The sequence below is a fragment of the Shewanella loihica PV-4 genome, from assembly GCF_000016065.1.
GTDB classification, from domain to species: Bacteria; Pseudomonadota; Gammaproteobacteria; order Enterobacterales; family Shewanellaceae; genus Shewanella; species Shewanella loihica.
This window is the reverse complement of sequence record NC_009092.1, coordinates 19,797-45,891: the sequence shown is the minus strand read 5'-3', so window position 1 is coordinate 45,891 and position 26,095 is coordinate 19,797. Positions and strand designations below refer to the sequence as shown.

At 54.9% G+C, this 26,095-nt stretch carries 22 protein-coding genes; 11 read left to right on the top strand and 11 right to left on the bottom strand.

Annotation, left to right across the window (positions count from 1 at the left end):
* Positions 1-73 precede the first annotated feature (73 nt).
* The 4 genes from SHEW_RS00205 to SHEW_RS00190 all read left to right on the top strand — a co-directional run bounded on the left by SHEW_RS00205 (position 74) and on the right by SHEW_RS00190 (position 4,324).
* The gene (locus SHEW_RS00205) at positions 74-2,134 is read left to right on the top strand and encodes a S9 family peptidase (RefSeq protein WP_011863849.1); all 2,061 of its coding nucleotides are present in this window, start codon (positions 74-76) and stop codon (positions 2,132-2,134) included.
* A complete protein-coding gene (locus SHEW_RS00200) occupies positions 2,049-2,429 on the top strand; it encodes a GIY-YIG nuclease family protein (protein WP_086023613.1) in 381 nt (126 codons plus the stop codon). The genes SHEW_RS00205 and SHEW_RS00200 overlap by 86 nt, the downstream gene beginning before the upstream one ends.
* A gap of 162 nt (positions 2,430-2,591) precedes the next feature.
* Entirely contained in the window at positions 2,592-3,410 is an 819-nt protein-coding gene (locus SHEW_RS00195; RefSeq protein WP_011863847.1) for a phosphatase PAP2 family protein, read from the top strand.
* Between the two features lie 92 nt (positions 3,411-3,502).
* Positions 3,503-4,324 (top strand): phosphatase PAP2 family protein, encoded by an 822-nt coding sequence (locus tag SHEW_RS00190; RefSeq protein ID WP_011863846.1) that lies wholly within the window; start codon positions 3,503-3,505, stop codon positions 4,322-4,324.
* Between the two features lie 89 nt (positions 4,325-4,413).
* On the opposite strand, the gene SHEW_RS00185 is transcribed toward SHEW_RS00190, so the two are convergent.
* On the bottom strand, positions 4,414-5,184 hold the full coding sequence (locus SHEW_RS00185; RefSeq protein ID WP_011863845.1) for a DUF4097 family beta strand repeat-containing protein: 771 nt from the start codon (positions 5,182-5,184) through the stop codon (positions 4,414-4,416).
* Positions 5,185-5,399: 215 nt separating this feature from the next.
* Between SHEW_RS00185 and SHEW_RS00180 the strand changes: the two genes are divergently transcribed.
* Complete coding sequence (locus SHEW_RS00180; protein WP_041406837.1) at positions 5,400-6,191, top strand: class I SAM-dependent methyltransferase; 792 nt, start codon at positions 5,400-5,402, stop codon at positions 6,189-6,191.
* Between the two features lie 61 nt (positions 6,192-6,252).
* Here the strand turns inward: SHEW_RS00180 and SHEW_RS00175 are convergent, their stop codons facing one another.
* The 3 genes from SHEW_RS00175 to SHEW_RS00165 form a co-directional block, all read right to left on the bottom strand.
* Positions 6,253-8,094 (bottom strand): M14 family metallopeptidase, encoded by a 1,842-nt coding sequence (locus SHEW_RS00175; protein ID WP_011863843.1) that lies wholly within the window; start codon positions 8,092-8,094, stop codon positions 6,253-6,255.
* A gap of 222 nt (positions 8,095-8,316) precedes the next feature.
* Complete coding sequence (locus SHEW_RS00170; protein WP_011863842.1) at positions 8,317-11,466, bottom strand: efflux RND transporter permease subunit; 3,150 nt, start codon at positions 11,464-11,466, stop codon at positions 8,317-8,319.
* A 9-nt stretch (positions 11,467-11,475) separates the two neighbouring features.
* The gene (locus SHEW_RS00165; RefSeq protein ID WP_011863841.1) at positions 11,476-12,636 is read right to left on the bottom strand and encodes an efflux RND transporter periplasmic adaptor subunit; all 1,161 of its coding nucleotides are present in this window, start codon (positions 12,634-12,636) and stop codon (positions 11,476-11,478) included.
* Between the two features lie 424 nt (positions 12,637-13,060).
* Here SHEW_RS00165 and SHEW_RS00160 point away from each other — a divergent pair, with 424 nt between their 5' ends.
* Positions 13,061-13,816, top strand: coding sequence for a TorF family putative porin (locus SHEW_RS00160; protein WP_011863840.1), 756 nt, complete (start codon positions 13,061-13,063; stop codon positions 13,814-13,816).
* A gap of 147 nt (positions 13,817-13,963) precedes the next feature.
* Here the strand turns inward: SHEW_RS00160 and SHEW_RS00155 are convergent, their stop codons facing one another.
* Positions 13,964-14,653, bottom strand: a complete 690-nt coding sequence (locus SHEW_RS00155; RefSeq protein ID WP_011863839.1) for a DNA-3-methyladenine glycosylase I — start codon at positions 14,651-14,653, stop codon at positions 13,964-13,966.
* Positions 14,654-14,882: 229 nt separating this feature from the next.
* On the opposite strand from SHEW_RS00155, the gene SHEW_RS00150 reads away from it, so the two are divergent.
* Both SHEW_RS00150 and SHEW_RS00145 read left to right on the top strand, forming a co-directional pair.
* A complete protein-coding gene (locus SHEW_RS00150; protein ID WP_011863838.1) occupies positions 14,883-15,782 on the top strand; it encodes a LysR family transcriptional regulator in 900 nt (299 codons plus the stop codon).
* A gap of 81 nt (positions 15,783-15,863) precedes the next feature.
* Complete coding sequence (locus SHEW_RS00145; RefSeq protein ID WP_011863837.1) at positions 15,864-16,511, top strand: glutathione S-transferase family protein; 648 nt, start codon at positions 15,864-15,866, stop codon at positions 16,509-16,511.
* A 12-nt stretch (positions 16,512-16,523) separates the two neighbouring features.
* On the opposite strand, the gene SHEW_RS00140 is transcribed toward SHEW_RS00145, so the two are convergent.
* Both SHEW_RS00140 and hemG (SHEW_RS00135) read right to left on the bottom strand, forming a co-directional pair.
* Complete coding sequence (locus tag SHEW_RS00140) at positions 16,524-17,060, bottom strand: thioesterase family protein (RefSeq protein WP_011863836.1); 537 nt, start codon at positions 17,058-17,060, stop codon at positions 16,524-16,526.
* Positions 17,061-17,175: 115 nt separating this feature from the next.
* Positions 17,176-17,709: a menaquinone-dependent protoporphyrinogen IX dehydrogenase gene (gene hemG, locus SHEW_RS00135; protein WP_011863835.1), complete on the bottom strand. Its 534-nt coding sequence runs from the start codon at positions 17,707-17,709 to the stop codon at positions 17,176-17,178.
* A gap of 272 nt (positions 17,710-17,981) precedes the next feature.
* On the opposite strand from hemG (SHEW_RS00135), the gene SHEW_RS00130 reads away from it, so the two are divergent.
* Positions 17,982-18,287, top strand: a complete 306-nt coding sequence (locus SHEW_RS00130; RefSeq protein ID WP_011863834.1) for an ArsR/SmtB family transcription factor — start codon at positions 17,982-17,984, stop codon at positions 18,285-18,287.
* A 21-nt stretch (positions 18,288-18,308) separates the two neighbouring features.
* Here SHEW_RS00130 and hemG (SHEW_RS00125) read toward each other — a convergent pair whose 3' ends face one another.
* The 4 genes from hemG (SHEW_RS00125) to pepQ all read right to left on the bottom strand — a co-directional run bounded on the left by hemG (SHEW_RS00125) (position 18,309) and on the right by pepQ (position 22,397).
* The gene (hemG, locus tag SHEW_RS00125) at positions 18,309-18,836 is read right to left on the bottom strand and encodes a menaquinone-dependent protoporphyrinogen IX dehydrogenase (protein ID WP_011863833.1); all 528 of its coding nucleotides are present in this window, start codon (positions 18,834-18,836) and stop codon (positions 18,309-18,311) included.
* On the bottom strand, positions 18,836-20,293 hold the full coding sequence (locus tag SHEW_RS00120; RefSeq protein WP_011863832.1) for a TrkH family potassium uptake protein: 1,458 nt from the start codon (positions 20,291-20,293) through the stop codon (positions 18,836-18,838). Before SHEW_RS00120 ends, hemG (SHEW_RS00125) begins: the two co-directional genes overlap by 1 nt.
* A 152-nt stretch (positions 20,294-20,445) precedes the next feature.
* Entirely contained in the window at positions 20,446-21,060 is a 615-nt protein-coding gene (locus SHEW_RS00115) for a YigZ family protein (protein ID WP_011863831.1), read from the bottom strand.
* A gap of 14 nt (positions 21,061-21,074) precedes the next feature.
* Complete coding sequence (pepQ, locus tag SHEW_RS00110) at positions 21,075-22,397, bottom strand: Xaa-Pro dipeptidase (protein WP_011863830.1); 1,323 nt, start codon at positions 22,395-22,397, stop codon at positions 21,075-21,077.
* 305 nt (positions 22,398-22,702) lie between these two features.
* On the opposite strand from pepQ, the gene fadB reads away from it, so the two are divergent.
* Together fadB and fadA are read left to right on the top strand one after the other, a co-directional pair.
* Complete coding sequence (gene fadB, locus SHEW_RS00105; protein ID WP_011863829.1) at positions 22,703-24,853, top strand: fatty acid oxidation complex subunit alpha FadB; 2,151 nt, start codon at positions 22,703-22,705, stop codon at positions 24,851-24,853.
* Positions 24,854-24,874: 21 nt separating this feature from the next.
* Entirely contained in the window at positions 24,875-26,038 is a 1,164-nt protein-coding gene (gene fadA / locus SHEW_RS00100) for an acetyl-CoA C-acyltransferase FadA (protein ID WP_011863828.1), read from the top strand.
* The last annotated feature ends 57 nt before the right edge of the window (positions 26,039-26,095 follow it).

Here is a 26,095-nt window from a genome sequence, read left to right as displayed (position 1 = left end):
CAAATATAAGCCAGATCACCTAAGCTCTTGCTCCAGTACCCGCTCACTTTCGGCTCAGAATAAGGTCAATCCAATGTCAGGGATAACGCCCCCGGTCGCACGCAAACAAGCCCACCCTCTCAAACATCACGGTATCGAGCGTATCGATGACTACCATTGGCTTCGAGATGACGAGCGCCAATCCCCCGAGGTACTGGCTCATCTGGAGGCGGAAAACGCCTACCACAAGGCCTGTTTTGCCCCCTTCGAGCCACTGCAGCAGACGTTGTTTCAGGAGCTTATCGGCCGAGTCGACAAGGATGAGTCGAGCGTCCCCTATCGCTGGCACCAACATTGGTACTACAAGCGCTATCAGGGAGAGCAGGAGTACCCGCTGTTTGGCCGCAAACGCGAGCTGGAGGGCGAAGAGCAGCTACTGCTGGATGCCAACGAGCGCGCCCAGGGTAAGGAGTTTTATAGCATGGGCGGGCTGAGCGTCAGCCCAGATGAAACCCTGCTGGCCATCAGCGAAGATACCCTGAGTCGGCGCCTCTATCGCATTAGCATCAAGCGCCTGGACACGGGTGAATGGCTCAGCGACAGCCTTAGCGACACGGATGGCGAAATCGTCTGGGCCAAGGATAACCAACACATCTTCTATATTGCCAAGGATCCTCAAACCCTACTGGGCAATCGCGTCTATTGCCACCGCTTGGGTGATCCCCAGGCCAATGACCGCCTGGTGTATCAGGAGGCGGACGACAGCTTCTACCTGTCGATCGGCAAGAGCCTGGATGAGTCGCGCATCCTGCTCACCCACGAGAGTACGCTCACCAGCGAGGTGTCCATCTTAGATGCCAACCAACCAGAGGCATGCTTTAAGCCACTGCTTGCGCGGGAAACTGGACACGAATATTCGGTGGCTAAGCGCGGTGAGGAGTATTACATACTCACCAACTGGCAGGCGGTGAACTTCCGTCTGATGAAGGCCACAGAGTCGAGCTTCGCCGATAAGCGCAGCTGGCAGGAGATCATTCCCGCAGATGAGTCGCGCCGCCTGGAAGATCTTCTGGTGTTAAAAGACTATCTTGTGGTGCAGTATCGCCAGCAGGGGCTGAGTCAGATCCGCATCTTGCCCCTCAACGGCGCCCCGGAATATGAACTCGACTTCGACGATGCCGCCTACGTGGTGGGTCTTGATGTTAACCCGACTCAAGATAGCCATCATCTGCGCATCTACTACGCCAGCCCATCGACGCCCGAGTCCATCTACTTGGTGGATCTCACCCAGGCCAGCCCGAGACGCCTGCTGAAACAGGAGCGAGTACTCGGCGGCTTCGATAGCCAACACTACCAGACTGAGCGGCTCTTCATCGACGCCAGAGACGGCGCCAAGGTGCCCGTGACCCTGGTTTATCGCAAGGACAAGTTTCGCCAGGACGGCAGCAACCCCTTGTATCAATATGGCTATGGCGCCTACGGCTACACCATAGAACCTGACTTCGACAGCGCCATCCTCAGCCTGTTGGATCGCGGCGTCGTCTATGCGGTCGCTCACGTGCGCGGTGGCGAGATGTTGGGGCGTCCCTGGTACGACGCCGGCCGCCTGATGCAAAAACAGAACAGCTTCAACGACTTTATCGACGTCACCCTAGCCTTGGTGGAGCTAGGCTACTGCGCCCGGGACAAGGTGGTTGCCAGTGGCGGCAGTGCCGGTGGCCTCCTGATGGGCGCGGTGATCAATCAGGCACCGCAGCATTATCTGGCCGTGGCGGCCCACGTGCCCTTCGTCGATATCGTCACCACAATGCTCGACGAATCGCTGCCCCTGACCACCAACGAGTATGATGAGTGGGGTAACCCGAATCAGGCCGAGGCTTACCGCTACATGCTGAGCTATTCGCCCTACGACAACATCAGCCGTCAGGCCTACCCGCACCTGCTGGTCACCACAGGCCTGCACGACTCTCAGGTGCAATATTTCGAGCCCGCCAAATGGGTGGCGAAACTCAGAGAATATAAACAAGACGAGCACCTGTTGCTGTTTCATATCGACATGGAGGCGGGTCATGGCGGCAAGAGCGGCCGTTATCGTCACTTTGAGGACACGGCCGAAGAGTACGCCTTCTTCTTCGGCCTGTTGGGACTCGCCTAAGATGCCCCAGGAGAAGTTAGCTAGCACCACCTGGAGCCTCTACATGATCCGCTGCGCCAACGGTCACCTCTATACTGGGATCACCACAGATATCGACCGCCGCTTCAAGGAACATAGCGACAATGGCCCCAAGACGGCCAAATACCTCAGGGGCAAGGGGCCACTGACCCTGGTCTATCACGAGCAGGTCGGCTGCCGCTCGGATGCCCTGAAGCGGGAGATCGCCGTGAAAAGGCTCACAAAAACGCAAAAAGTCGCCCTAATACACTTTGATGCAAATGGTGAATGCCCCTAAAAATTACAGGGGAAAGCAGCCGTAAATCATAGGCTAAGGCCAGAACAAACCAGACCGGTCCGGCTCAACAAGATGTAAACCACAGATTTACCTCAGGTTAAACGTCTTTACTTACCCATAACAAACCACTATCTTAGGCGGGCGCGTTTATGTGGAAAGACTATGAATTTACAACAACAAGCAAAGGCAATGGGAATGCCTGCGCAAGACAAGTACCAGGGACGCGGCTTTATTGGATTACTCTTGTTTCTGCTCTGTCTTCACCTCTTGGTGTTGAACTCGGCAGTCAATCTATCCCTATTTCGATTCTTTAACGGCATTGCGGCCTACGCCCCAGCCGATCTCCTCCTGCTGATCACAGACTTAGGCGATGGCATCACCCTCGGGGTGATCACTCTCTGCTGTCTGGTGAAACGGCCAGAGCTTCTGCTCAGGGTTGTCATCGCCAGCGTGCTGTCGCTGATCTTGGTGCCCCTGCTGAAGCAGACCTTCGATGCGCCTCGTCCGGCAGTAATATTAGAGACACTGAATATCGTCGGTGAGATCCGCCTGAAACACAGTTTTCCTTCGGGCCATACCGCCACCGCCTTCCTGTTTGCCGGCACTCTCTTCTTCGCCTATCGGCAGACCCAGATTAAATGCCTGGCAATCGCTTTCGCCAGCCTGGTGGGCCTGTCTCGCATCGTCGTCGGCGCGCACTGGCCAGAGGACGTGATCATGGGCGCCTTCGTCGGTCTCTTCTGCGCCTATGCGGCGGCCCACTGCCCCCTGGTCAAGCTCACCCAGTTCCACAAGGCGCTCATCTTGGCCTTCCTCTGGTGTGTGTTGGTGGTGAGCGAGCTGGATAAGAGTTTCGACAAAGATCATATCTGGCCAATACTCATGCTCAGATGGGGCCTAATTGCCACGGCCGCCCTGTTGATCTGGCGTGAATATGGCGCCATGCACAGGGTAAGACGTTGGCTGGCGTTTCAAGGTTAACAGCCCAAAAGGCGTAAGACTTTCACCAACATTCACGCTTTCTTCACACTTAGATGCCTACACTGGAGGCTCCTAAGATGAAGAGGTGCGCCATGTTCAGACTGACCCAGGCTCAGACCACCAGAGAAACAGCCCTGACGATGACCACAGATCGCAGCCGCTACGGCACGCTGATCCTACTGGTCAGCATGCTGGCGCTGCTCTGCCTGAATCAGGATCTCAACCTGAGCCTCTTTCGTGCCATCAACGGCCTCTCACCTAGCCTGCCCCAGTGGCTACAGCTAGGGATAACCGATCTCGGCCACGGCAGCACCCTAGGCACTATCGTACTCATCTGTCTGCTGCGTCGCCCCGAGCTGATGCCGCGGGTACTGACCGCCAGCCTGCTGTCGATGATCTTGGTCCCGCTGCTAAAACAGTATTTCGATGCCCCCAGACCGGCGGCAACCCTGGATTTTCTCTATATCGTCGGCGAGACGCGTCTGCACCACAGCTTTCCCTCTGGCCATAGCACCAGTGCCTTCCTGTTCGCCGGTAGCTTGCTGATGGTAATGCAGGATAAGAAGAGTAAGTGGGTCCTGTTGATGGGGGCGGCCATGGTGGCGCTGTCACGCATCTTGGTCGGCGCCCATTGGCCGGTAGACACGCTGGCGGGCGCCCTGTTGGGATTAAGCTGCGCCTATGTCGCCTCCTATGTTCCCCTGGTGCATTTGTCGCCAAGGCACTGGAAAATCCTGATGGGCATCTTGCTGCTAACGCTGCTGGTATGCCAGTACAAGGAGACCTCTTCGCAGATGGCCTGGCAGATCATTGGCCTTCGTTGGGGACTCCTGCTGCTAGCCGGCGTGCTGGTGCTTCGCCAATACCTGCAGTCTCGCCAGCCGCTCACCCCGCGTAAGTGGGTCAGAGCCTAAGCCTTTTAGAGTCTTAATGGGGTGGGCATCGGCTAATCCACGGATTCGTGCGACCCCGAGATTAGCCTCTGCGCCGGGAAGTCCTGGCCTTAGTCTATGCTGACCTGGCCCTGAATATTGTCGAAGCTTAGGCTACCTGAGCCCGCGTCTATGATGTGAAGCCCCTGGGTGTCCACCACACGGATGCCGCCAGAGCCATCGTCTATGGTAACCTTACCCTGAACACCTCTAACCTCTATGGCACCCGAGCCGTCGTCAATCTCCACATCTCCTTGTACCGAGGCTATGGTCAGGCTGCCTGAGCCATCCTTAACCTGGATACCGCCCGCCACATTGGTGAGAGTAATGCTGCCTGAGCCATCATCTATGGTGAGCTTATGGCCGCCATCAATCTCGATAGCACCTGAGCCGTCTTCGATCTCCATATCCGCCTGCACGCCGCGAATGACAATGCTGCCTGAGCCGTCATGGATATCCAGTTTGATTCCAGCTGGCACCTTCACCAACAGATCTATGTAGGGCGACTTACCATTTGAGAAGCTGGCGCGGTGAAAGGCATCGAAGTTGGCAACCAGCTTGGCCTTATTGCCCGAACGGGTGAGCGTCAGTTCGGGCTCGGCGCCATCAAAACCATAAATGTCGGCATCCAGGGTGATCTGCTCAACCGAGGCGTCGCCCACTATCTTCAGGCTACCGGCGCCGGTATCGGCGACCAGTGTCTCCAGCGACTGAGCATCCAGCGTCAGCTGCGTCTGTTTGTGATAGTCGAAATCGTCCCTTCCCGCACTGTTCACATTTACTATGCATCCAGTGAGGCCAAATACCAGTACCGTCGCCATAGTCATTACACGAGCCAACATAAACACCTTCCTTAATCTCTGTTAAAGTCATTTGAACCGCCTCGATGGGGCGGCTTAGATAGCCCAACTAAGCAGATAACATGCCAACAAGTTATCTAGTTGTTTTTGCTATGTTATTATCTTGCTTAACCGATTTTTGGATGGTGATGCCGCCACCCGATTCGTAGGATTAGTTATTATTTAGTGAAATACTTCATCAACTTATGAGGCGCGCAGTGGATTATCTGACCCTAAATCGAACGGCCTGGAATCACAGGACCCTAGAACATCTAGACTCTAGCTTCTACGATGTAAGTGGCTTTCTCGCCGGCAACAGCTCGCTGCAGGAGATAGAGCTAGCCGACCTTAAGGTAAAGGGAAAAAGCCTACTGCACCTACAGTGCCATTTCGGCCTGGACACTCTCTCCCTGGCTCGCCTCGGCGCCGAGGTCACTGGCGTGGATCTCTCCGACACCGCCATCCATCATGCCAGGCGACTGGCCGAGGCCTGCGACCTTAAGGCCGACTTTATCTGCAGCGATCTCTACCAAGCGGGCACGCAGCTGCAGCAGCAGTTCGATATGGTCTACACCTCCTATGGCGCCCTCTGCTGGCTGCCGGATCTAGGTCGTTGGGCAGAGTTGATTTATGAGTCGCTGCTACCCGGTGGTGAGTTTTATATGGTGGAGTTTCATCCCGTGCAGGCAATGATGGAGGGTTACAGTTATTTTACCCAGCAGGAGCCGGATGTTGAGGAGGAAGGCACCTATACGGAAAACGCCAGCGACACCAAACACACCATGGTGACCTGGCCCCACTCCCTGGCCGATGTGATAGGGGCGCTCATCCAAGCCGGACTCAAGGTAGAGGCGATTCAGGAGTATCCCTTCAGCCCCTATGATGCCTTCGACAATCTGGTGACGGGAGAGAGCCTAGGGCTCTCAAGCGACAGGCCCAGGTATTATCAGCTACATCAGGGCAAGCCGATCCCTATGGTCTACAGCCTGTCGGCCCGTAAACCTGAGTAATCCTTCACCTAGGGATGAATAAACCGACATAAAAAAAGCAGGCCAGGCCTGCTTTTTTTGTTTAGTCTCTCAGTACGGGATAGACCCTGTACTGCTTATCAAAATAGGGGCTACGCTCGTAGAACCAGCGCAGTCTCGCCTCGGCATCCTTGGCAAATTCAGGATCCTTGAGCGCCGCCTCAAACTCGGCGGCCAGGGATGCGTCCTCCTTGAGCATCTTTACCGCCAGCGGCTCTACCGCGTAGTGCTCGATATATTCGGTGCGGGTAAAGATAGGATTGAAGAAGCCCCACTGCAGCAGCGAGTCGGGTGACTGCGGCTCCAGCAAGAGGATAGCCAGATCGCCGAGGGGCTGCTGAGTGCTGATCTTCACCGTGCCCGCCGGCAGCGCCACCTTAGCCTTGTGGCTCGACACAGGGGCTGAGACCCGCTGGCGTCCCTCGTAGTCCTTGGCGTCGAACGCAGGCTCACCGAATCGATATTGAGTCAGGGTAAGAGTCTTGGACTGCTCCAGGCGCGTCATGCGTATGCCATGAATGCTCAGACGCTCGATCACCTCCTGCCACTGAGGCGGAATATAGTAGGCCTTTGGACGATTCACCTTAATGTCTGCGCGTGTCTTACCTATCACGGGCAGGTTCTCGTACAGCTTGGGCTCGCCGGTCCAGCGCACGACCGTCTCGCCGCTAATGGGGCTCTGCTCCAGGCGATAATCTATCCCCTTGAAGTCCCACCCCTTAGGCTGGGTCTCCGACTGCCAGGTCAGTGTGATGCGGTCGCTGTAGCGATAGCTGTCCTGCTTGATGGCGCTGCGCAGCGCCGTGCCCTGCTCGCCTAACACCTCCAGGGTCGAGGCCAGCATCAAATAGGTGCCGAGCACTCGCTGCTTGAAGGGCTTGAGGCTATGATTCTCGATCAATATGGTGGGCAGATGACGGGCGTCGCCATAACCGTTGGAGTAGCGTGGGCTGGCATTCCACAGGGAGAGCCCCTGGTTCAGGTCGCGATTATCGATGGCAAACACCAAGGGGCCGGGCACATGTCCCTGGGCGCTGAGCGCCTGCTCGACTTTGGGACGATACTTGTCGTTGAGCCAGCGATAGCTGGCGGGACTCAGTCCCTGAGCCAGGTTATAGCCGAAGGTGACATCATATTGATAATCTATGCCGTCGGTGACATGCACATCGATATAGAGATCCGGCTGCCAAAGGTTAATTGCCGCCAACATATGCTGCATCTCCAGGGTATCTGCCTTGGCATAGTCGCGATTAAGGTTAAGATTCTTGGCCGTAGTGCGCCAGCCCATCTCCACCGGGCCCCTCTGGTTAACCCGGTTAAACTGGCCGCTGCGCTCGTGGGCATCGACGCTGAAGATAGGCACGAAGAGGAGGTTCGCACCGGTTAACAGCGCCTGCTTGTCTCCCATCACCATGTCGCGCAGCAACATCATGCCCGCATCCTTGCCATCTATCTCGCCCGAGTGGATCCCCGCCTGCACCAAGAGTGTTGGCTTACCATTGACCTGCAGTTCATCGGGGGTCGCTGCCCCCTCCTGGCTCGCCACTATCATCCAGATATCTCGCCCCTGAGGACTCTTACCCAAGGAAACCTTGTGGAGCTTATCGCTGGTGGCGAGCAGCTTATCCAGCCAGGCGAAGGTGTCGTCATAGCTGGGGCTGGACTTTAGGCCGCCCTGCTCGAAGGGGGTCGCCCAAGGGTCATCTGCCGCGCGCAGCAAGGCTTCGCTGGCGCCGTGCCAGGTGATGCTCGGCGGCAAGATGGCATCATTGATATAAGTCTTATTTAACGAGACTTGGGCCGGTTGAGGGCCGCTGGTCTCTGCCATGGCGGATGCGCCGAAGGTGGCGAGACAGAGGAGCGTAGCGCGAGAATATAGGGACATCTTAAGTTACCTAACGGCTTATTATTAGCCGATTATCTTTCAATAAATAACCAGTAAGTGCAATACGTTAAGGACTTTTTTGCACAGAATATCTATGCGGCACAACACCTGCCTTGACCAAAACCCATTTAGATTGAACAAAAATTAAACCTGAACGGTCAACAGCCCCTAAGGCAATAAAAAGCCCGGTTATTACCGGGCTTTTTGACGAAATGGCTAGGCCTATTCTTGTGGTGTCGAGTCGGCGACCTGAGTTGCGGCGCCCTTCTTCTCGCGCTTGCTGAAGATGCGCTCCACAATCACGAAGAAGATAGGGATAAAGAAGATCCCCAGGAAGGTCGAACTCATCATGCCGCCCAATACGCCGGTACCGATAGCGTTCTGGCTGCCCGAACCTACGCCCGAGCTGATGGCCAGCGGCACAACACCCAGACCGAAGGCCAGCGAGGTCATCAGGATAGGACGCAGACGCACACGCACCGCGTGCAGGGTCGCTTCCACCAGACCCGCGCCCTTCTCGTAGAACTCTTTGGCGAATTCGACGATCAGGATGGCGTTCTTGGTCGCCAGACCTACGGTAGTCAACAGACCCACCTGGAAGAACACGTCGTTAGGCAGGCCACGACCGTTCATCGCCAGCAAGGCTCCTATGATCCCCAGTGGTACCACCAAGATCACCGCAAACGGCACAGACCAGCTCTCATACAGGGCCGCCAAAACCAGGAAGACCACCATGATAGACAGCGCATACAGCGCCGGCGCCTGGTTACCCGAGAGACGTTCCTCGTATGACAGGCCGTTCCACTCGACGCCGAATCCTGGCGGTAACTTGGCCACCATAGCCTCGATGTCGGCCATAGCCGCACCCGTACTATAACCTTGTGCCGTGCCGCCCTGGATGTTCATCGCAGGCAGACCGTTGAAACGTTCTAGACGCGGCGAACCATATTCCCAGGTACCTGTGGCGAAGGCCGAGAAAGGCACCATCTCACCCTGGCTGTTACGCACATACCAGGTATCGAGGTCTTCCGGCTGCATACGGTACTGGGCATCACCCTGCACATAGACCTTCTTCACACGACCACGGTCGATGAAGTCGTTCACATAGCTACCACCCCAGGCAGTACCCAACACGCTGTTGACCGCGTCGATATCGATACTCAGGGCGCGAAGCTTGGCGTGATCAATATGGATGCGATACATAGGCGCATCTTCCTGACCGTTTGGACGCACACCCACCAGGTTAGGATTTTGCGACGCCATGCCCAGCAGCATATTACGGGCCTCGAGCAGCTTCTCATGGCCTTGGCCATTTCTGTCTTGCAGATAGAAATCGAAACCGTTTGCCGTACCCAGCTCGATCACCGCAGGCGGTACGAAGGCAAACACGAAGGCCTCCTTCATCTGCATGAACATGCCCATGGCACGTCCGGCGACCGACTTAACGTCTTGACCCGGGCCGGTACGCTCAGACCAGTCTTTCATGCCAACGAAGGCAAGACCCATGTTTTGACCACTACCGGCGAAGCTGAAGCCTGATACGCTAAATACCGACTTGACGCTGTCGCCCGTCTCGTTGAGATAGAAGTCGGAGATCTTGCTCATCACCTTCTTGGTGCTCTCTTGGGTCGAGTTGGTCGGCAGGATCGCCTGGGTAAACAAGATACCCTGGTCTTCGTCCGGCAAGAAGGCGGTCGGCATGCGCATGAAGATCCAACCCACGGCAACCGTCAGGGCCACGTAGATCAACATGACGCGACCGGCGCGCTTGATCATCGCTGCCACGCCAGCCTCGTAACGCGAGGTCATCTTGTCGAAGGTGCGGTTAAACCAACCGAAGAAACCCGTCTCGACCGCATGGTGGCCCTTGGCAATCGGCTTAAGCATGGTGGCACACAGTGCCGGCGTCAGGATGATCGCCACCAGCACAGAAAGCGCCATGGCCGATACGATAGTCACGGAGAACTGACGATAGATCACACCGGTCGAACCCGACATGAATGCCATAGGCACGAACACCGCCGACAGGGTTAGACCGATACCCACCAGGGCGCCGGTGATCTGGTCCATCGACTTCTTGGTGGCCTCAATCGGGCTCAAGCCGTCTTCGGACATCACACGTTCGACGTTCTCTACCACCACGATGGCGTCATCCACCAGCAGACCGATGGCCAATACCATGGCGAACATGGTCAGGGTGTTGATCGAGAAGCCGGTAGCCGACAGGATGGCGAAGGTCCCCAGCAGTACCACAGGTACCGCAATGGTCGGGATCAGGGTCGCACGGAAGTTCTGCAGGAAGAGGTACATGATCACAAACACCAGTACCACGGCTTCCAGCAGGGTATGCACTACGCCCTCGATCGATTTCTCAACGAAGGGGGTGGTGTCATAGGGATAAACCACTTCCAGCCCTTGCGGGAAGAAAGGCTTCATCTCATCGACCTTCTCACGCACACGCTCGGCGGTCGCCAGGGCGTTAGCCCCCGTAGCCAGCTTGATCGCCAGACCGGCAGCCGGACGGCCGTTATAGAAGGACTCTACCGAATAACTTTCCGAGCCCAGTTCGACTCGGGCCACATCTTCCAGGTAAACCTTGGCGCCCGACGGATCGGACTTGATGATGATCTTTCTAAACTCTTCGGCGGTCTGTAGACGACTCTGAGCCGTTACCGTGGCGTTGAGTTCCTGACCCGCAATAGAGGGCGCGCCGCCCAACTGACCCGCAGACACCTGAGCATTCTGCTCACGAATCGAGGCCATGATGTCCAGGCTGGTGAGGTTGTATTGAGTCAGCTTGAGCGGGTCTAGCCAGATACGCATGGCGTACTGGGCACCGAACAGCTGGATCTCGCCCACACCGGGCACACGACTCATAGGGTCTAAGATGTTAGAGCCCACATAGTCGGAGATATCATTCTTCTCCAGCGAGCCATCCTGGGACACGAAGCCCAGTACCATCAAGAAACCCGAGCTGGATTTGTTGACCTTAACCCCTTGCGCCTGCACCTCTTGCGGTAGCAGAGGCATCGCCAGCTGCAGCTTGTTCTGCACCTGAACCTGGGCGATATCGGGATCAGCCTCGGCATTGAACGTCAGGGTGATCTGCGCATTACCAAAGCTGTCACTGGTAGACGAGATGTAACGCAGATGGTCGATACCCGTCATGCGCTGCTCGATCACCTGGGTCACAGTGTCTTCCATGGTCTTGGCAGACGCACCCGGATAGATGGCGTTAATCACCACGGTCGGCGGCGCAATACTCGGGTACTGCGACACGGGAAGCTTCATGATAGAGAGCACCCCGGCCAACATAACAATAATTGCAATCACCCAGGCAAAGATAGGGCGATCGATGAAAAAACGAGCCATAACTTTACCTTACTTCTGTGGTTGCTTGTCTGATTGCATCTCGCTGAGTGGTTTACCCACCACAGGGGCGCCCGGACGTATCTTCTGTAATCCCTCGACAATCAGCTGATCGCCAGCCTTCAAGCCGCTGGTGATGCGCCACTGATGATCGATCACCTCGGCAGTCGTCACTACTCTTGGCTCGACCTTGCTCTCGGCGCCAATCACCATGGCAACGGCCTGACCCTTGGTATTACGGGTTACCGCCTTCTGCGGTACCAGAATCGCCTTAGGATCTGTACCCGCGTTCAATACGGCGCGCACATACATGCCAGGAAGCAATACGCCATCCGGGTTAGGGAATTCGGCCCTTAGGGTTACTGAACCCGTGTTCTCATCGACACTCACCTCGGCGAATCTGAGCGACCCCATGTGCTCGTATGCCGTGCCATCTTCCAGGATCAGACGTACATCGGCATTGTCAGCCGCCTGCAGTTGTCCCTGCTTAAGCTTGGCCTTGAGGCGTAGCAGCTGAGCGCTAGATTGAGCGATATCGACGTTGATAGGATCCAGCTGTTGAATCGTCGCCAGTGCGGCGCTCTGATTCGCGGTCACCAGGGCACCGGCAGTCACGGAAGACTTACCGATACGGCCCGAGATAGGTGCCTTCACCTGAGTGTATTCCAGGTTGATCTTAGCCGTGTTAATCGCCGCCTTGGCCACAGTCACGTTAGCCAGCGCCTCTTTGTAGAGGGCATCAGCCTCGTCGAAATCTTGTTGGCTGATGGCATCAGTCTTGATCAAGGCCTTATATCTGGCAGCCTTGGCCTTGGCAGACACCAGGCTGGCATTGGCACGGGCCAGATCGGCTTCGGCACTGACCAGCGCCGCCTTATAGGTCGACGAATCGATCTGATAGAGAGATTGGCCTTCGGTTACCTCACCACCCTCGACGAAGCCGCGCTCAGTGATGATACCCGACACCTGAGGACGCACCTCGGCCTCAAGATATGCCTTGCTGCGACCCGGTAGCTCAACCTGAATAGCCTGGGGCTGCTCGACAACCTGAACCACCCCAACCTCCATGCTTCTTGGGGCTGCTGCCGAATGACCTTGGTTCTCGTCCTGGCCACAACCTGTTATCCATAACGCCACACTAACTAACGAGGCAATTTTTACTATTTGCCGCATGAGAACTCCTAATCAAAGCCGCAACAAAAAACACCCATGCACGGGTAAGGCGCTATGGGGTATCTTGAGGAAGCAAAATTAAAAAAAGATTTAGAAACTATTTATCTCACACCTAGCCAAGGTCAACAAGAAGATGTGGGCAGAGATATTGTAAGTTAATGCAAATTTTTATTTTTAATCATGTTTTCTTGTTAAAAAACAGTTAAAAATTGCGTGTTTTCACCCTGTTTTAGCGTTTTTTGTGTCTAAAATGTGATCGCTGTCATTTAGACATGATGAAAACTAACACCATATGAAACATGGGGTTAATTCAGGCCTATTCATAATTATTCACATCTTTATTTGATCAGTTCATCTGTGCCGACAAGGCCATTCACATCTTGCGCCTATAGTCGCCTCATCAGCCAAACAACAGCTAGATGAGATGAAGATGATGAAGACCTTAACCCAGTTAAAATGCTCGATACTCCTTGGCAGCCTATTAGCCGCAAGCGGCGTCATGGCCGAAGCGCAAGACACCCAAGTCTTAGGCGGCAATATCACAGGCAAGCTGACCTTTGCCTCAGATTATGTCTTTCGTGGTGAGTCAGAAACCATGGATGGCGATGTCCCTGTCGTGCAAGGCACGCTGGGATGGGGAAATGTTCAAGGCTGGTACGGCGGTGTGTATGCCTCCAACATCAAGTTTGCCGATCCAAATCTTGAAATCGTCACCGCACCCTACATAGGTAAGGCGGGCACCTTCGGCGATTCTGGTATCACCTATGATGTCATGCTCTTCTCCTATCTCTACCCGGGCGCCTCATACTCTAACTACACAGAGTTATGGCTCAAGGTGGGTAAGCAGTTCGGCCGCACTAACCTACAACTGGAAGTGACCCCGACCGTCGATGACTGGTTTGGTGTCGATGGCTGGCAAGGCGTGAACTACGCCGTCCATCCAAGCTACCAGTTCGACAATGGCATTAACCTGTCTGCCAGCGTCGGCTATCAGGATCTGGACGGTAACGGCGCCGAAGGCTGGGGTCACTGGAACCTGGGTGTCAGCAAAACATTCGCCGGCCTGAGTTTCGATCTCAGATACCACGGCAGCACAGTGGATGAGAGCCACAAGGTGTACGGTACACAAACCAAGATTTTTGATGACCGAGTCGTTATCGGCGTCAGCAAGAGTTTCTAAGCACAGCAGTTTCCAATCTCTGCACGTCTTTGCCAGCCCTTGGGCTGGCTTTTTTGCACATGGCCAAAAATGCTCCCGACATTTTTTGGCATTTCCCCCATCCATGGGGGTCAGAATACTTATCCCAGATGTTTAGACGGAGCTAGGTTATATCCGGTTATCACCCACGCCACAGGCGAGGATACGGCTGATTTCCGCCAGAGAGCGGCCCGACTGTGCCTGCCACTCATTGAATACTTCCTGCACCTGGGTCAGGCCTCGTGTAGAGGTAAAACCGGCATCGATCAGTTTGTGGGCCTGAAGATATCCCTTGATATCTTCGGTCAGCAGAAAGGTATCTTTGCCTATGGTGCGCAGAAAATAGGGGCCGGTATTGCCACCCAGTCGGCAGCCCAGGCGTTTCAGCTCGGCCCAGAGCCCTATGATATTATCGCTGGGCCACTGAGCAATAAACTTGGCAAAGCTGCCGTGAGCGAGCTTAATATCATGCACCATCAGAGCGTTGTCATATATCGCCATGGTCTTCTTCAGGTGGCGGATCAACTCGGGGTCGCTGGCACGCTGCTGGATCTGCTCAGGCGATAGCATCAAGATCTTGTGGGGCTCGAAGTTGAAGAAGGCCGCCTCATAGGCTGGCCACTTGTTGTCGACGATGCGCCATACAAATCCCGATTGAAACACCTTCTTACTCAGCTCAGACAGCAGCTCGGCATCCGTATACTCGGCAATCTGATCCTGAGATAACACCTCTGGCAGACGAGCGGCCAAGCCTGCTTCGCCGCCTTTGCGCTCACAGGCGCGCTGGTAAATACTGTCGAACGATTCTAATCGCGCCATAATATAAGCAGCTCCTTAAATGCTTGTTGAATACAGATTACGCGCCATGCAGCCATGTCGATCACCCACCAAACGACACGAGACGACCCCGGCCAACTTTGACATATTGGTTACCATGAACAATAAATAACCCATATATGGGTTTATTTTTACAACATTAGTAAACAATAACCAGAGATGATTGCAATTGGCTAGCACTTAGGTCGGTGCGAGGCCGTTGAGGTTAATTATGGACGCATCACAACTCTATCGTATGTTGGTCTTTGCCAGTGTGGTCGAGCATGGCTCCTTGACCCGCGCCGCCGAGTCGCTAAACATTAGCCGCTCCATGGTGAGTCAACACCTAAAGAAACTGGAGCATAGATGCCAGTCGCGTCTATTAAACAGGACCACCCGCAGCCTGTCGCTCACCCAGGAGGGTCAGTCCTTTTACCGCTACTGCGCCGAGCTGCTCAAACTCGCCAAGCAGGCGGAAACCTCGCTGCAGCCAGCAGATGCCGAGCTGCAAGGCAGCATCACCCTCGCCGTCCCCCAGGCGCTAGGCGATGGAGAGATAGCCCCCATCATCAAGACATTTCACCAGCATTATCCCAAGGTGCATCTCTCCCTACTGATTCAGGACAGACAGCTGGACCTCACCGAGCATCAGATAGATGTAGCGATTCAGATAGGGGCCGCCAGTCAGCCCAGCGTCAATGAGACCAGACTGGGTCGCTTCGATGAATATCTGGTGGCTAGCCCCGACTATGTTGCGCACCATGGCGCGCCTGTGCACCCGGACAATCTCAGCCATCATCATTGGATAGGCCTGGCGGGCGACAGGCTCCCCAGACATTGGCAGTTTGAAAACAGCGAAGGCGAGCGTGTCCGCCTGCAGCTTAGCCCTTTCATCAACTGCAACAGCCTACAGGGAACCCTAAGCCTGGCGATGCAGGGGCTGGGCGTTGCCTTGCTGCCCTCCCCCTTGATAAGCCAGCACCTTGCCAATGGGCAGCTGGTACAGCTACTGCCAGACTATCATCTGGGACGAGGCGCCCTCTACCTGGTACATCCCTATCTTGAGGTGATTCCGCCAAGAGTCAGGGCACTTATCGAACTGCTGACCGAGCGACTCACACCGGCGGCATAAGACAGGCTAAAAAGCAGGCCAGATAGGGGATTTCGAACTAATATTAGCTTATTGGTTCTGGACAAATGGGAGGTGCATTTGATGGAACTCTTCTACCATCCCCTGTCACGATATTCCCAAAAAGTCTTGATCGCCCTCTACGAAAAACAGGCCAACTTCTATCCCAGGGTGATAGAGCTGAGCGATCCCTTTTCCCGCAACGAATTTAAGCAGCAGTATCCCTTGGGAAAATTACCCCTGTTCAAGACACGCACCGGCGACCTCTTGCCCGAATCCAGCATCATCATAGACTACATAGACCATGAATTTGCCACCGGCACCCGACTACTGCCACAGGATTACTCTCAGCGCCTACAGGTGCGCCTATATGATCGCCTCATCGACAACGACCTGAACAATCCTCTCTATCTGCTGGAACAGATGGAAGCCCGTGAAGAAGAGAATCCGATTAAGGTGAGGCAGTTAGAGAAGGAGATCATGCTGCTACTGAATGAGCTGAACGACAAGTTGCAGCGGCATCACTGGCTCTGCGGCGATGCCTTTACCATGGCGGACTGCGCCCTGATCCCTTGCCTGATCCACGCCAGAAATCGCCTCAAGCTGTACCAACTGGATCCCATCGACAGATATCTAAATCAGGCCAACACCCGAGGCGCCTGGATCCAGGTACAGGAAGAGATAGAACTCACCCGCATCGCGGTGCAGGCCGGATTTCGCCCCATCCCCTAAACCCTAGAAGAGTTAAGCAGGCAGGTTGCGCTCTTTCTTGAGCGTCAGGAAGGCTTTCCACTTTTCGATTTCCGGCGGTAAACAAGGTTCGGGGCCATCGAAGCCCGCCTCCTTGAGCATCTCAGGAATCGGTACCTGCTTGCGGTTGTTCACGAACACGCCGCGCACATGCACGATACAGTGAAGGGTGTCGCCGCTGACGAAGCGCTGCTCGACATAGAAGTATTTCTCGTCCCAACCCACCACTCGACTCTGAATGTCGAATTTACACAGGGGTTTGATGTCGCGAATATAGGTGAACTCGGCGGCGTTGACGATCGGCAACCACTTGAGTTTCAAGAAGCGTTTCAGCAGCCCCATCTCGGCCAACATGTAGGTACGGGCCAGATCCATCAGGGCGGGATAGCGGGAGTTAGTCAGGTGCAGGTTAATGTCGCAATCCAGCGGCAAGGCGCGATAGCTAATGGTACTCGTGCCCAGAAAATCGATACGACGACAATGACGTACCCGCCAAAACATCAACCAAAACAAACGAAAATAGAGGTTCATCTCACCCAGCTCCCTTAAATGAAGGGCAAAGGCTACCAGAGGTCAGACCAGGTGACAAGCAAGATCACGCCGAAGCAAGGGCTGTTGCCAGGGCGCGATGAATAGAGAGTTGCGGCTAATCCTTGAGGGTCAGCAGGTGCTCTGCATATAGCTTAACGTCTTCCCAGTCGGTGTAATCGATCACCGCCTTAGGATCGGTTGGGCCATCGGTGATCTTCATGATCAGCTGGATCATCCACCTGTCATACCAACGCCAGGAGGGGTAGTCCACCTTGCCGGCAATCACCTTAACGTCATTCGGCTTCCAGGGAGAGAGCTCGATAAACTTCTGCAGATACTTGTTGTTCTCGGGGATCCGTTTCTCGGGGTTACGGGCCACCACGTTGACGCTGAAGAAGCTGTTAGGCTTGGCCGCCAGCTCAGCCTGGTAGCGAGTGACAAATTCGAACACGGACTTATGGTAGCTGCCATAGAGTACGCAGGCGCCCACGGCAACATAGTCGTATTTTTCCCAATCGATATGCTCAAACTCGCCAATACGCAGGGCGTCGCAACTATGCCCTTGAGCGTCCAAGTGCGCCGCTATCGCTTGGGCAATCTTGGCCGTATGGCCACCGCGAGAATAGTAAACAATTAGCACTGAAGCCATAAGCGACTCATCTGTATCGGAAAAGAGAGTCACATTGTTGCAGCAAAGTGCGGGAGAAACCCCAAATTGGATCACAATTTAGTTAAGGTTTTTGTGAAATACACCACCAATTGGATATTTAACTCGGGGTAAAATAACTACAAAATCATGAGCAATCCTAAAAGGACACAGGTCGGCTCCCATTGAGTTACCCAGGCTGGCTGAGTATCATTGTTTTCACTTCCCCATTCAATTAGAATAATCTAATTAATAGAGTACAAGAGAGTTGCCGTATGCAAAAAGATATTGATGTAGATGCAATGGTCACCAATGCCCAGAGCGCAGCCAAGTGGCTTAAGGCAATAGCCAATCCCTATAGACTGATGATCTTGTGCCAGCTACTCGACAATGAACTGAGCGTGACACAGCTAAATGAAAACGTGCCCCTGAGCCAGTCTGCCTTGTCACAACACCTGGCGGTATTGCGCGCCGAAGATCTGGTGGCGACCCGCAAGAGCTCACAGATCGTCTACTACACACTGAAGAACGAACAGGTCACCGAGGTGATCTCGATTCTCTACAAGCGTTACTGCGTATAATTCCTGCGAAGATGAAAGCCTTTAACGCTCGCTAAAGGCTTTCGCAAACTCCTGCACCTTATCCCAATCGGTAAATTCATAGGTACCCGAGGTATCTGTGGGGCCCTTAGTGATCCACATAATGAAACGGATCATGAACTTATCGAAGAAACGGTACTTGGGATAATCGATCTTACCCGCAAAGACTCCCAGCTGCTGAGGCTGCCACAGCGACAGCTGCAGAAACTTCTTCATGTAAGGGTTAGTCTCGGGCGTATTCTTCTCCGGCTTTCTCGCCACCACGTTCACGGTAAAGAAGGCGTTCTTCTTGCCATTTAACACGGCTCTGTGACGGTTCACATATTGGAACAGCTCGGGTCTGTGTTTGCCGTAACGAATGCTCGCCCCTATGATGACCTTGTCAAAATAGGAGAGGTTGACCGACTGGGCCTCTTCCAGGCTGACCATGGTCACCGGCTGGGTATCCGACTTGCACTGCTCGGCAATCTGATCACAGATGGCTTTCGTCTGACCGTCTACGGTAGAATAGATAATTAGGGTACGACTCATTAATTCTTCCAAAAAGTCGGTGTAAACAACACCAATAAGGTAAACACTTCCAATCGGCCGAATAGCATGGCCACCACCAACACCCACTTCTCGCCATCGCCAATGCTGGCATAGTTACTGGCCACCTCACCTAGCCCAGGCCCCAGGTTATTCAAACAGGCCGCGGTCGCGCTGAAGGCGGTGATATTATCCATGCCCAGCGCCATCAGGATCAACATGCAAACCACAAAAACGAGGGCGTAAGCAGAGAAGAAGCCCCATACCGCATCTATGATGCGATCCGGCAGCGCCTTACCATTGATACGGATGGAGAACATGCCCCTGGGGTGCACCAGGCGTTTGAGTTCTCGTGAGCCCTGCAGCAGCAGTAAAATCATCCGCATCACCTTGATGCCGCCGGCAGTCGAGCCGCCACAGCCACCGATGAAGCTGGAGAAGATCAGCAGCATAGGCAGGAACAGCGGCCACATATGGAAGCTTTCGGTACCGAAGCCCGCCGTGGTGGAGATAGAGACCGCCTGGAACAGGGCGAAGTCGAAAGTCTCCTCGGCACTGTCATAGATGCCGGTATGGTACAGGGTCGCAAAACAGATCAGCGTCAGCGCCAGCTGGATCACGATAAGCGCCTTAAACTCGGCGTCTCTCAGATAAACCTTGAGGTTGATGCCGCGGCGGGTAAAGGCCGCAAAGTGCAGGCTGAAGTTCAGCGCCGCAATCAACAGAAACACCACACACACCATGTTGATCGCCGTGCTATCGAAGTATCCCATGCTGGCGTCATGGGTAGAGAAGCCGCCAATGGCGATGGTAGAAAACGAGTGACAGATGGCATCGAACACATCCATGCCGGCGACCCAGTAGGCGAAGGCACAGGCGATGGTCAGCGCCAGATAGATATACCAGAGCGCCTTGGCGGTCTCGGCGATTCGCGGCGTCATCTTACTGTCTTTCACCGGCCCGGGGATCTCCGCACGGTAGAGCTGCATCCCCCCAATCCCGAGCACGGGCAGAATGGCTACCGCCAGGACGATGATCCCCATTCCGCCGAGCCACTGCAATAGGTGGCGATAGAAGAGGATCGCCTTGGGCAGGCTATCTAGCCCCACCAGCACGGTCGCCCCTGTGGTGGTGAGCGCCGAGAAGGACTCGAAGAAGCTGTCGGTGAGCGAAAGATCGGGCTGACTGGAGAAGATAAAAGGCACAGCACCTATGGAGCCCAACACGCCCCAGAAGAGCACCACCAGCATAAAGCCCTCTCGGGTGCGCAGATCCTTCTTGTGACGCCTGTTGGGATACCAGAGCACGAAGCCGAGTAACAAGCTGAGGAAGAAGGCCTGCAGAAAGGCTGTGCCCCCGCCATCTTTGTAGATCACGGCAACCAGCGCTGGCGGCAGAAGCGACAAAGAAAACAGCCCCATGAGTAGGCCTGTAATTCTTATAATGGTTCTATATTGCATTAGGGCGTTTTTATTATTCCATTTGCGAAGACGCACTGGCGCATTCTCGCATAGTTTATCCCGGCAGTTGTATAAAATTTATTGGCGCTTTGTGACCCAAGGCAAAAAGCCCTTTGCGAACATGTTAGCCCGCTCTCGCTTCCGCTTGGGCATCAGTTGGAAAACTCCGCCTTGAGGCGTCCCTGACTCAGGGTCGCAAGCTCCTGATTGAAACGGCTCTGAGTCGCCTTGGGCATCTCGAAACTCAGGCTCACCCTGTCGGTAAACACCTTGTCGACAACCAGCCCCTCACAGAGCTCGAGAAAGTGTTCCACATCTTTGAGCTGATGGTAATCGCACGCCAGCCTTCCAGGATAACGGATCTGCTTTATCTCAGTCTCTAGCTGCGCCAGCCCCTGTTTGATGCCAGAGCTGTAGGCGCGCACCAGGCCGCCGACACCTAACTTGGTGCCGCCAAAATAGCGCACCACGACGGCGCCGATCTCACCTATCTCGGCACCCTGCAGGCTGGCCAACATGGGACGCCCGGCACTGCCGGACGGCTCACCATCATCGCTGCTGCCCATGGCCACATTATTGTCCGGCGCTCCGGCGATAAAGGCGTAGCAATAGTGATTCGCCCCCGGATACTCGGCCTTAATGTTAGTGAGCACACACTTCAACACATCTTCCGATGGGCAGTGAAATAGAAAAGAGATAAAGCGGCTATGCTTTATCTCTTCTTCTATGGTGATCGGCTTGGCCGGAATGGGATAACTCTCGCTCAAAAACGCCTAACCTGTTAACCGTGCAGACCCAGATCGCGAGTCATATTTTCGTTATGATCGCTATGGACGATCACATTGTCTTCGATACGAATGCCACCGAAGGGGCGCACCTGATCCACCATCTGCCAGTTAATCCAATCGGCGCGACCATCCTGTTTCAACTCGTTAAGCAGGCTGTCGATGATGTAAAGCCCTGGCTCTATGGTCAGCACCTGGTTAGCGGCCAGGGTGCGGGTACAGCGCAGGAAGGGATGCGCCTCCGGCGGTGCAATGTGGGTGCCGCGCTCGTCGTGGAGGAAGCCGCCCATATCATGTACCTGTAGGCCCAACATATGCCCCAGACCATGGGGGAAGAAGGCGCTGGTGATCCCCTGCTCTATCAGTCCTTGGGGATCGCCTTGCACTAACTTGAAGTCCAGCAGCAGCTGTGCCAGCTTCTGGTGTGTCGCCAGATGCAGATCTACATACTTCACGCCCGGACGCATCATCTCGATGATGGCCAGCTGTAACTTGTCCATGGCGGCGATCAGGTCGCCGAACAGGTTCTTCTCGAAGGCATAGGTACGGGTGATGTCCGAGGCATAGCCATGGAAGCTACCACCGGCATCGATAAGGAAGGAGAGTCGCTGCTTGGGCGACACATGCTCCAGCGCCGTGTAGTGCAGAATCGCGGCGTTTTGATTCAGTGCGATAATGTTGCCGTAGGGCACATCGTTCTCGCCCATATCAGTCGCAGCCAGGTAGGCTTGCTGGATCTCAAACTCGCTCGCGCCCGCATAGAAGGCACTCTTGGCCGCCACATGACCACGCACACCGATCTCACTCGCCCGGCGCATGCAGGCCAACTCATAGGCCGTCTTGCTGGCTCTGTGATAATGCAGGTAGCTCATCACCGCCTCGGGGTTACGGCTTCCGAAGCCCAGCACATCGGCGACATCCAGATGCTCGCCAATATAGGCCCACTCCTGCAACTTGCCCGGCAGCAGATCTGCCACCTTGTCGGCCTTGGTCAGCACTTTAATCTCTATCTCGGTCGTCCAAAAATCCTCTGGTAGATCGGCGACCTTATGCCAAAAATCCACCGGACGATAGAAGATGAGTTGCGGCTTATCCCGACCGTTGACGATCAGCCAGCAGTGGGGATTATCGATAACCGGAAGCCAGGCCTTGAAGTGCGGATTAACTTTAAAGGGGTAATCCAGATCATCGAGAAACTGACGATGAGGCTGACCCGAATGAATCACTAAGCCGGCCAACTGCTCTCTTGCGGTGATCTCGGCGACGCGCCGGTTCAGTTCAATAATGTGGGCGGGATAGAGGGTGGCTAAGTTTTCCATAATAAGCTTCCTGTTATTCTTCTGCGGCCCTAGGTTGCACCCATTCTTTTGGCTGAAATGCGCTATCCCAAGGCCCTATTTTTAGCACAGCGACTATGATCTAGTGAGTCTAACATAAGGGCAAAAATCCCCCTAATCGAACAAAATTAAACAAGTGTTTAAATTGGGTGTTGAAATTTATCTGATTTAGACGCACACTGAGCAGCAACTGGTCAAATGATGGCCTGCTGTAAGATAGAGATTTTTACCTACGCTATAAGATTCTAATAGTGGGTGGCGCTCTTTAAGCAATAAGGAAGCAAGCAATGATCTACCAAAGTCCTACGATTCAAGTGGAATTACTTGAAGACAATATCGCTCGGCTCTGTTTTAACGCCGAGGGCTCAGTCAATAAGTTTGATCGAGAGACCCTCAACTCCCTTAACGACGCACTCGATGCCCTAGCACAAACCCAAGGGGTTAAGGGCCTGATGCTCACCTCGGGCAAAGATGCCTTTATCGTAGGCGCCGATATCACAGAATTCCTGGGACTTTTTGCACAAGACGACAACGTGCTACAGGGCTGGCTGGAAGACGCCAACAAGGTGTTCAACAAGCTCGAAGATCTGCCCTTCCCAACTATCTCAGCCATCAAAGGCTTCGCCCTGGGCGGCGGCTGCGAAACTATCCTAGCCACTGACTTACGTATCGCCGATACCTCGGCGCGTATCGGCCTGCCAGAGACTAAGCTGGGCATCATCCCAGGCTTTGGTGGTACAGTGCGTCTGCCTCGCGTGATAGGTGCCGACAACGCACTTGAGTGGATCACCACAGGTAAAGATCAACGCCCGGAAGCCGCCCTCAAGGTTGGCGCCATCGACGCCGTAGTTGCTCCAGAATTGCTGGAAACGGCGGCGTGCCAGATGCTGCAAGATGCCATCAGCGAGAAAATTGACTGGCAAGCCCGTCGTCAGCGCAAACTGTCGCCGCTGACCCTGCCTAAGTTGGAAGCCATGATGTCATTTGCCACCGCCAAGGGCATGGTATTCAAGGTTGCCGGTAAACACTATCCTGCGCCAATGGCTGTTGTCGAGGTGATCGAGAAAGCCGCCTTGAGCGAGCGCGCCGAGGCACTACAGGTAGAACATCAAGCCTTCATCAAGCTGGCCAAGACAGACGTGGCCAAGGCACTTATCGGTATCTTCCTTAACGACCAACTAGTTAAAGGCAAGGCCAAGAAGGCAGCCAAACAGGCACAGGCGGTTAACTCCGCCGCCGTGCTGGGCGCAGGCATCATGGGTGGCGGTATCGCCTACCAGAGCGCAAGCAAGGGCACGCCTATCGTGATGAAAGATATCAATCAGGCGGCACTGGATCTTGGCCTCAACGAGGCAGCCAAGCTGCTCACGGCGCAGATCAATCGTGGTCGCTCTACACCAGCCAAGATGGCGGGCGTGCTCAACAACATCACGGCAACCCTAGACTACAACGCACTTAAGCAAGCCGATGTCGTTGTCGAAGCAGTGGTCGAGCATCCTAAGGTGAAGGCGACCGTACTGGCGGAAGTCGAGCAGGTCGTGGGCGAAGATGCCATCATCACCTCTAACACCTCCACCATCTCAATCAATCTGCTGGCCAAGAGCCTGCAGAAACCTGAGCGCTTCTGTGGCATGCACTTCTTCAACCCGGTACACAAGATGCCACTGGTTGAGGTGATCCGCGGCGAGCATAGCTCAGAAGAGACAGTTGCCTCTGTCGTGGCTTACGCCGCCAAGATGGGCAAGACGCCCATCGTGGTCAACGACTGCCCAGGCTTCTTCGTTAACCGTGTGCTCTTCCCCTACTTCGCCGGTTTCAGCGGCCTGCTAGAAGATGGCGCCGACTTTGCTGCCATCGACAAGGTGATGGAGAAGCAATTCGGTTGGCCTATGGGCCCCGCCTACCTACTTGACGTAGTTGGTCTGGACACGGGTCATCACGCCCAGGCCGTTATGGCCGAAGGCTTCCCTGACAGAATGGCTAAAGAAGGCAAAGACGCCATCGACGTCATGTTCGAAGCCGATCGTTTCGGTCAGAAGAATGGCAAAGGCTTCTACCAATATTCGGTGGATCGTCGTGGCAAGCCTAAGAAAGAGGTCGACCCACTCAGCTATGAACTACTGGGCAACGCCTTCGGTGAGCAGAAGGAGTTCAGCAGTGACGAGATCATCGCCCGCACCATGATCCCTATGATCATCGAAACGGTTCGTTGTCTGGAAGAAGGCATCATAGCCACGCCGGCCGAAGCCGATATGGGACTCGTTTATGGACTCGGTTTCCCTCCATTCAGAGGAGGTGTGTTCCGCTACCTAGACACCTTAGGTGTCGCTAACTTCGTCGCCCTTGCCGATCAGTACGCCCACCTGGGTGGCCTGTATCAGGTAACCGACAAGATGCGTGAACTGGCTGCCACCAACGGCAGTTACTACCCAGCCTAATCACCCGGAAGGAATAGAATAATGAAACAAGCAGTTATTGTAGATTGCATCCGTACTCCCATGGGCCGCTCTAAGGCTGGGGTATTCAGAAACATGCGCGCCGAATCGCTCTCTGCCGAGCTGATGAAGGCCCTCTTGGTTCGCAATCCTCAACTCGATCCTAATACTATTGAAGACGTTATCTGGGGTTGTGTGCAGCAGACGCTGGAACAGGGCTTCAACATCGCACGTAATGCGGCGCTGCTAGCCGGCATTCCGAAACAGGCCGGAGCGGTGACGGTAAACCGTCTATGTGGGTCTTCCATGGAAGCCATTCATCAGGCGGCTCGCGCTATCATGACTGGCATGGGCGATACCTTCATCGTCGGCGGTGTCGAACACATGGGCCACGTGCCAATGAACCATGGGGTCGACTTCCACCCAGGCCTGGCCACCAATGTCGCCAAGGCCTCTGGCATGATGGGCCTCACCGCCGAGATGCTAGGCAAGATGCACGGCATCACACGCCAACAACAAGACGAGTTTGCAGTACGTTCACACCAACGTGCCCACGCGGCAACGGTCGAAGGCCGCTTTGCCAACGAGATCCATGCTATCGAGGGTCATGATGCCAACGGCGCACTGATCAAGGTAATGCATGACGAGGTGATTCGTCCTGAGACCTCACTGGAATCACTGGCGACCCTGCGTCCGGTATTCGACCCAGCCAACGGTACTGTCACCGCGGGTACCTCTTCGGCACTGTCTGACGGCGCCTCGGCCATGTTGGTCATGGAAGAAGAGAAAGCCAAGGCCTTAGGTCTGCCGATCCGTGCTCGTATCCGTTCTATGGCGGTTGCTGGTTGTGACGCCGCCATCATGGGCTATGGTCCAGTACCGGCCACCCAGAAGGCGTTGCAACGCGCCGGCCTCACCATGAACGACATCGACCTTATCGAGCTCAACGAGGCCTTCGCCGCGCAGTCACTGCCATGTGTGAAAGATCTTGGCTTGATGGATCTGGTGGATGAGAAGGTGAACCTCAACGGCGGCGCTATCGCCCTGGGTCATCCACTGGGCTGCTCGGGCGCACGTATCTCGACCACGCTGATCAACCTGATGGAAAGCAAAGATGCGACCCTAGGTCTGGCGACCATGTGTATCGGTCTGGGCCAAGGCATAGCAACCGTATTCGAACGCGCCTAACGCGTCCCTTACCGTTTTGCCTAAGAAAAGGAGCGACTGGGTCGCTCCTTTTTTGTT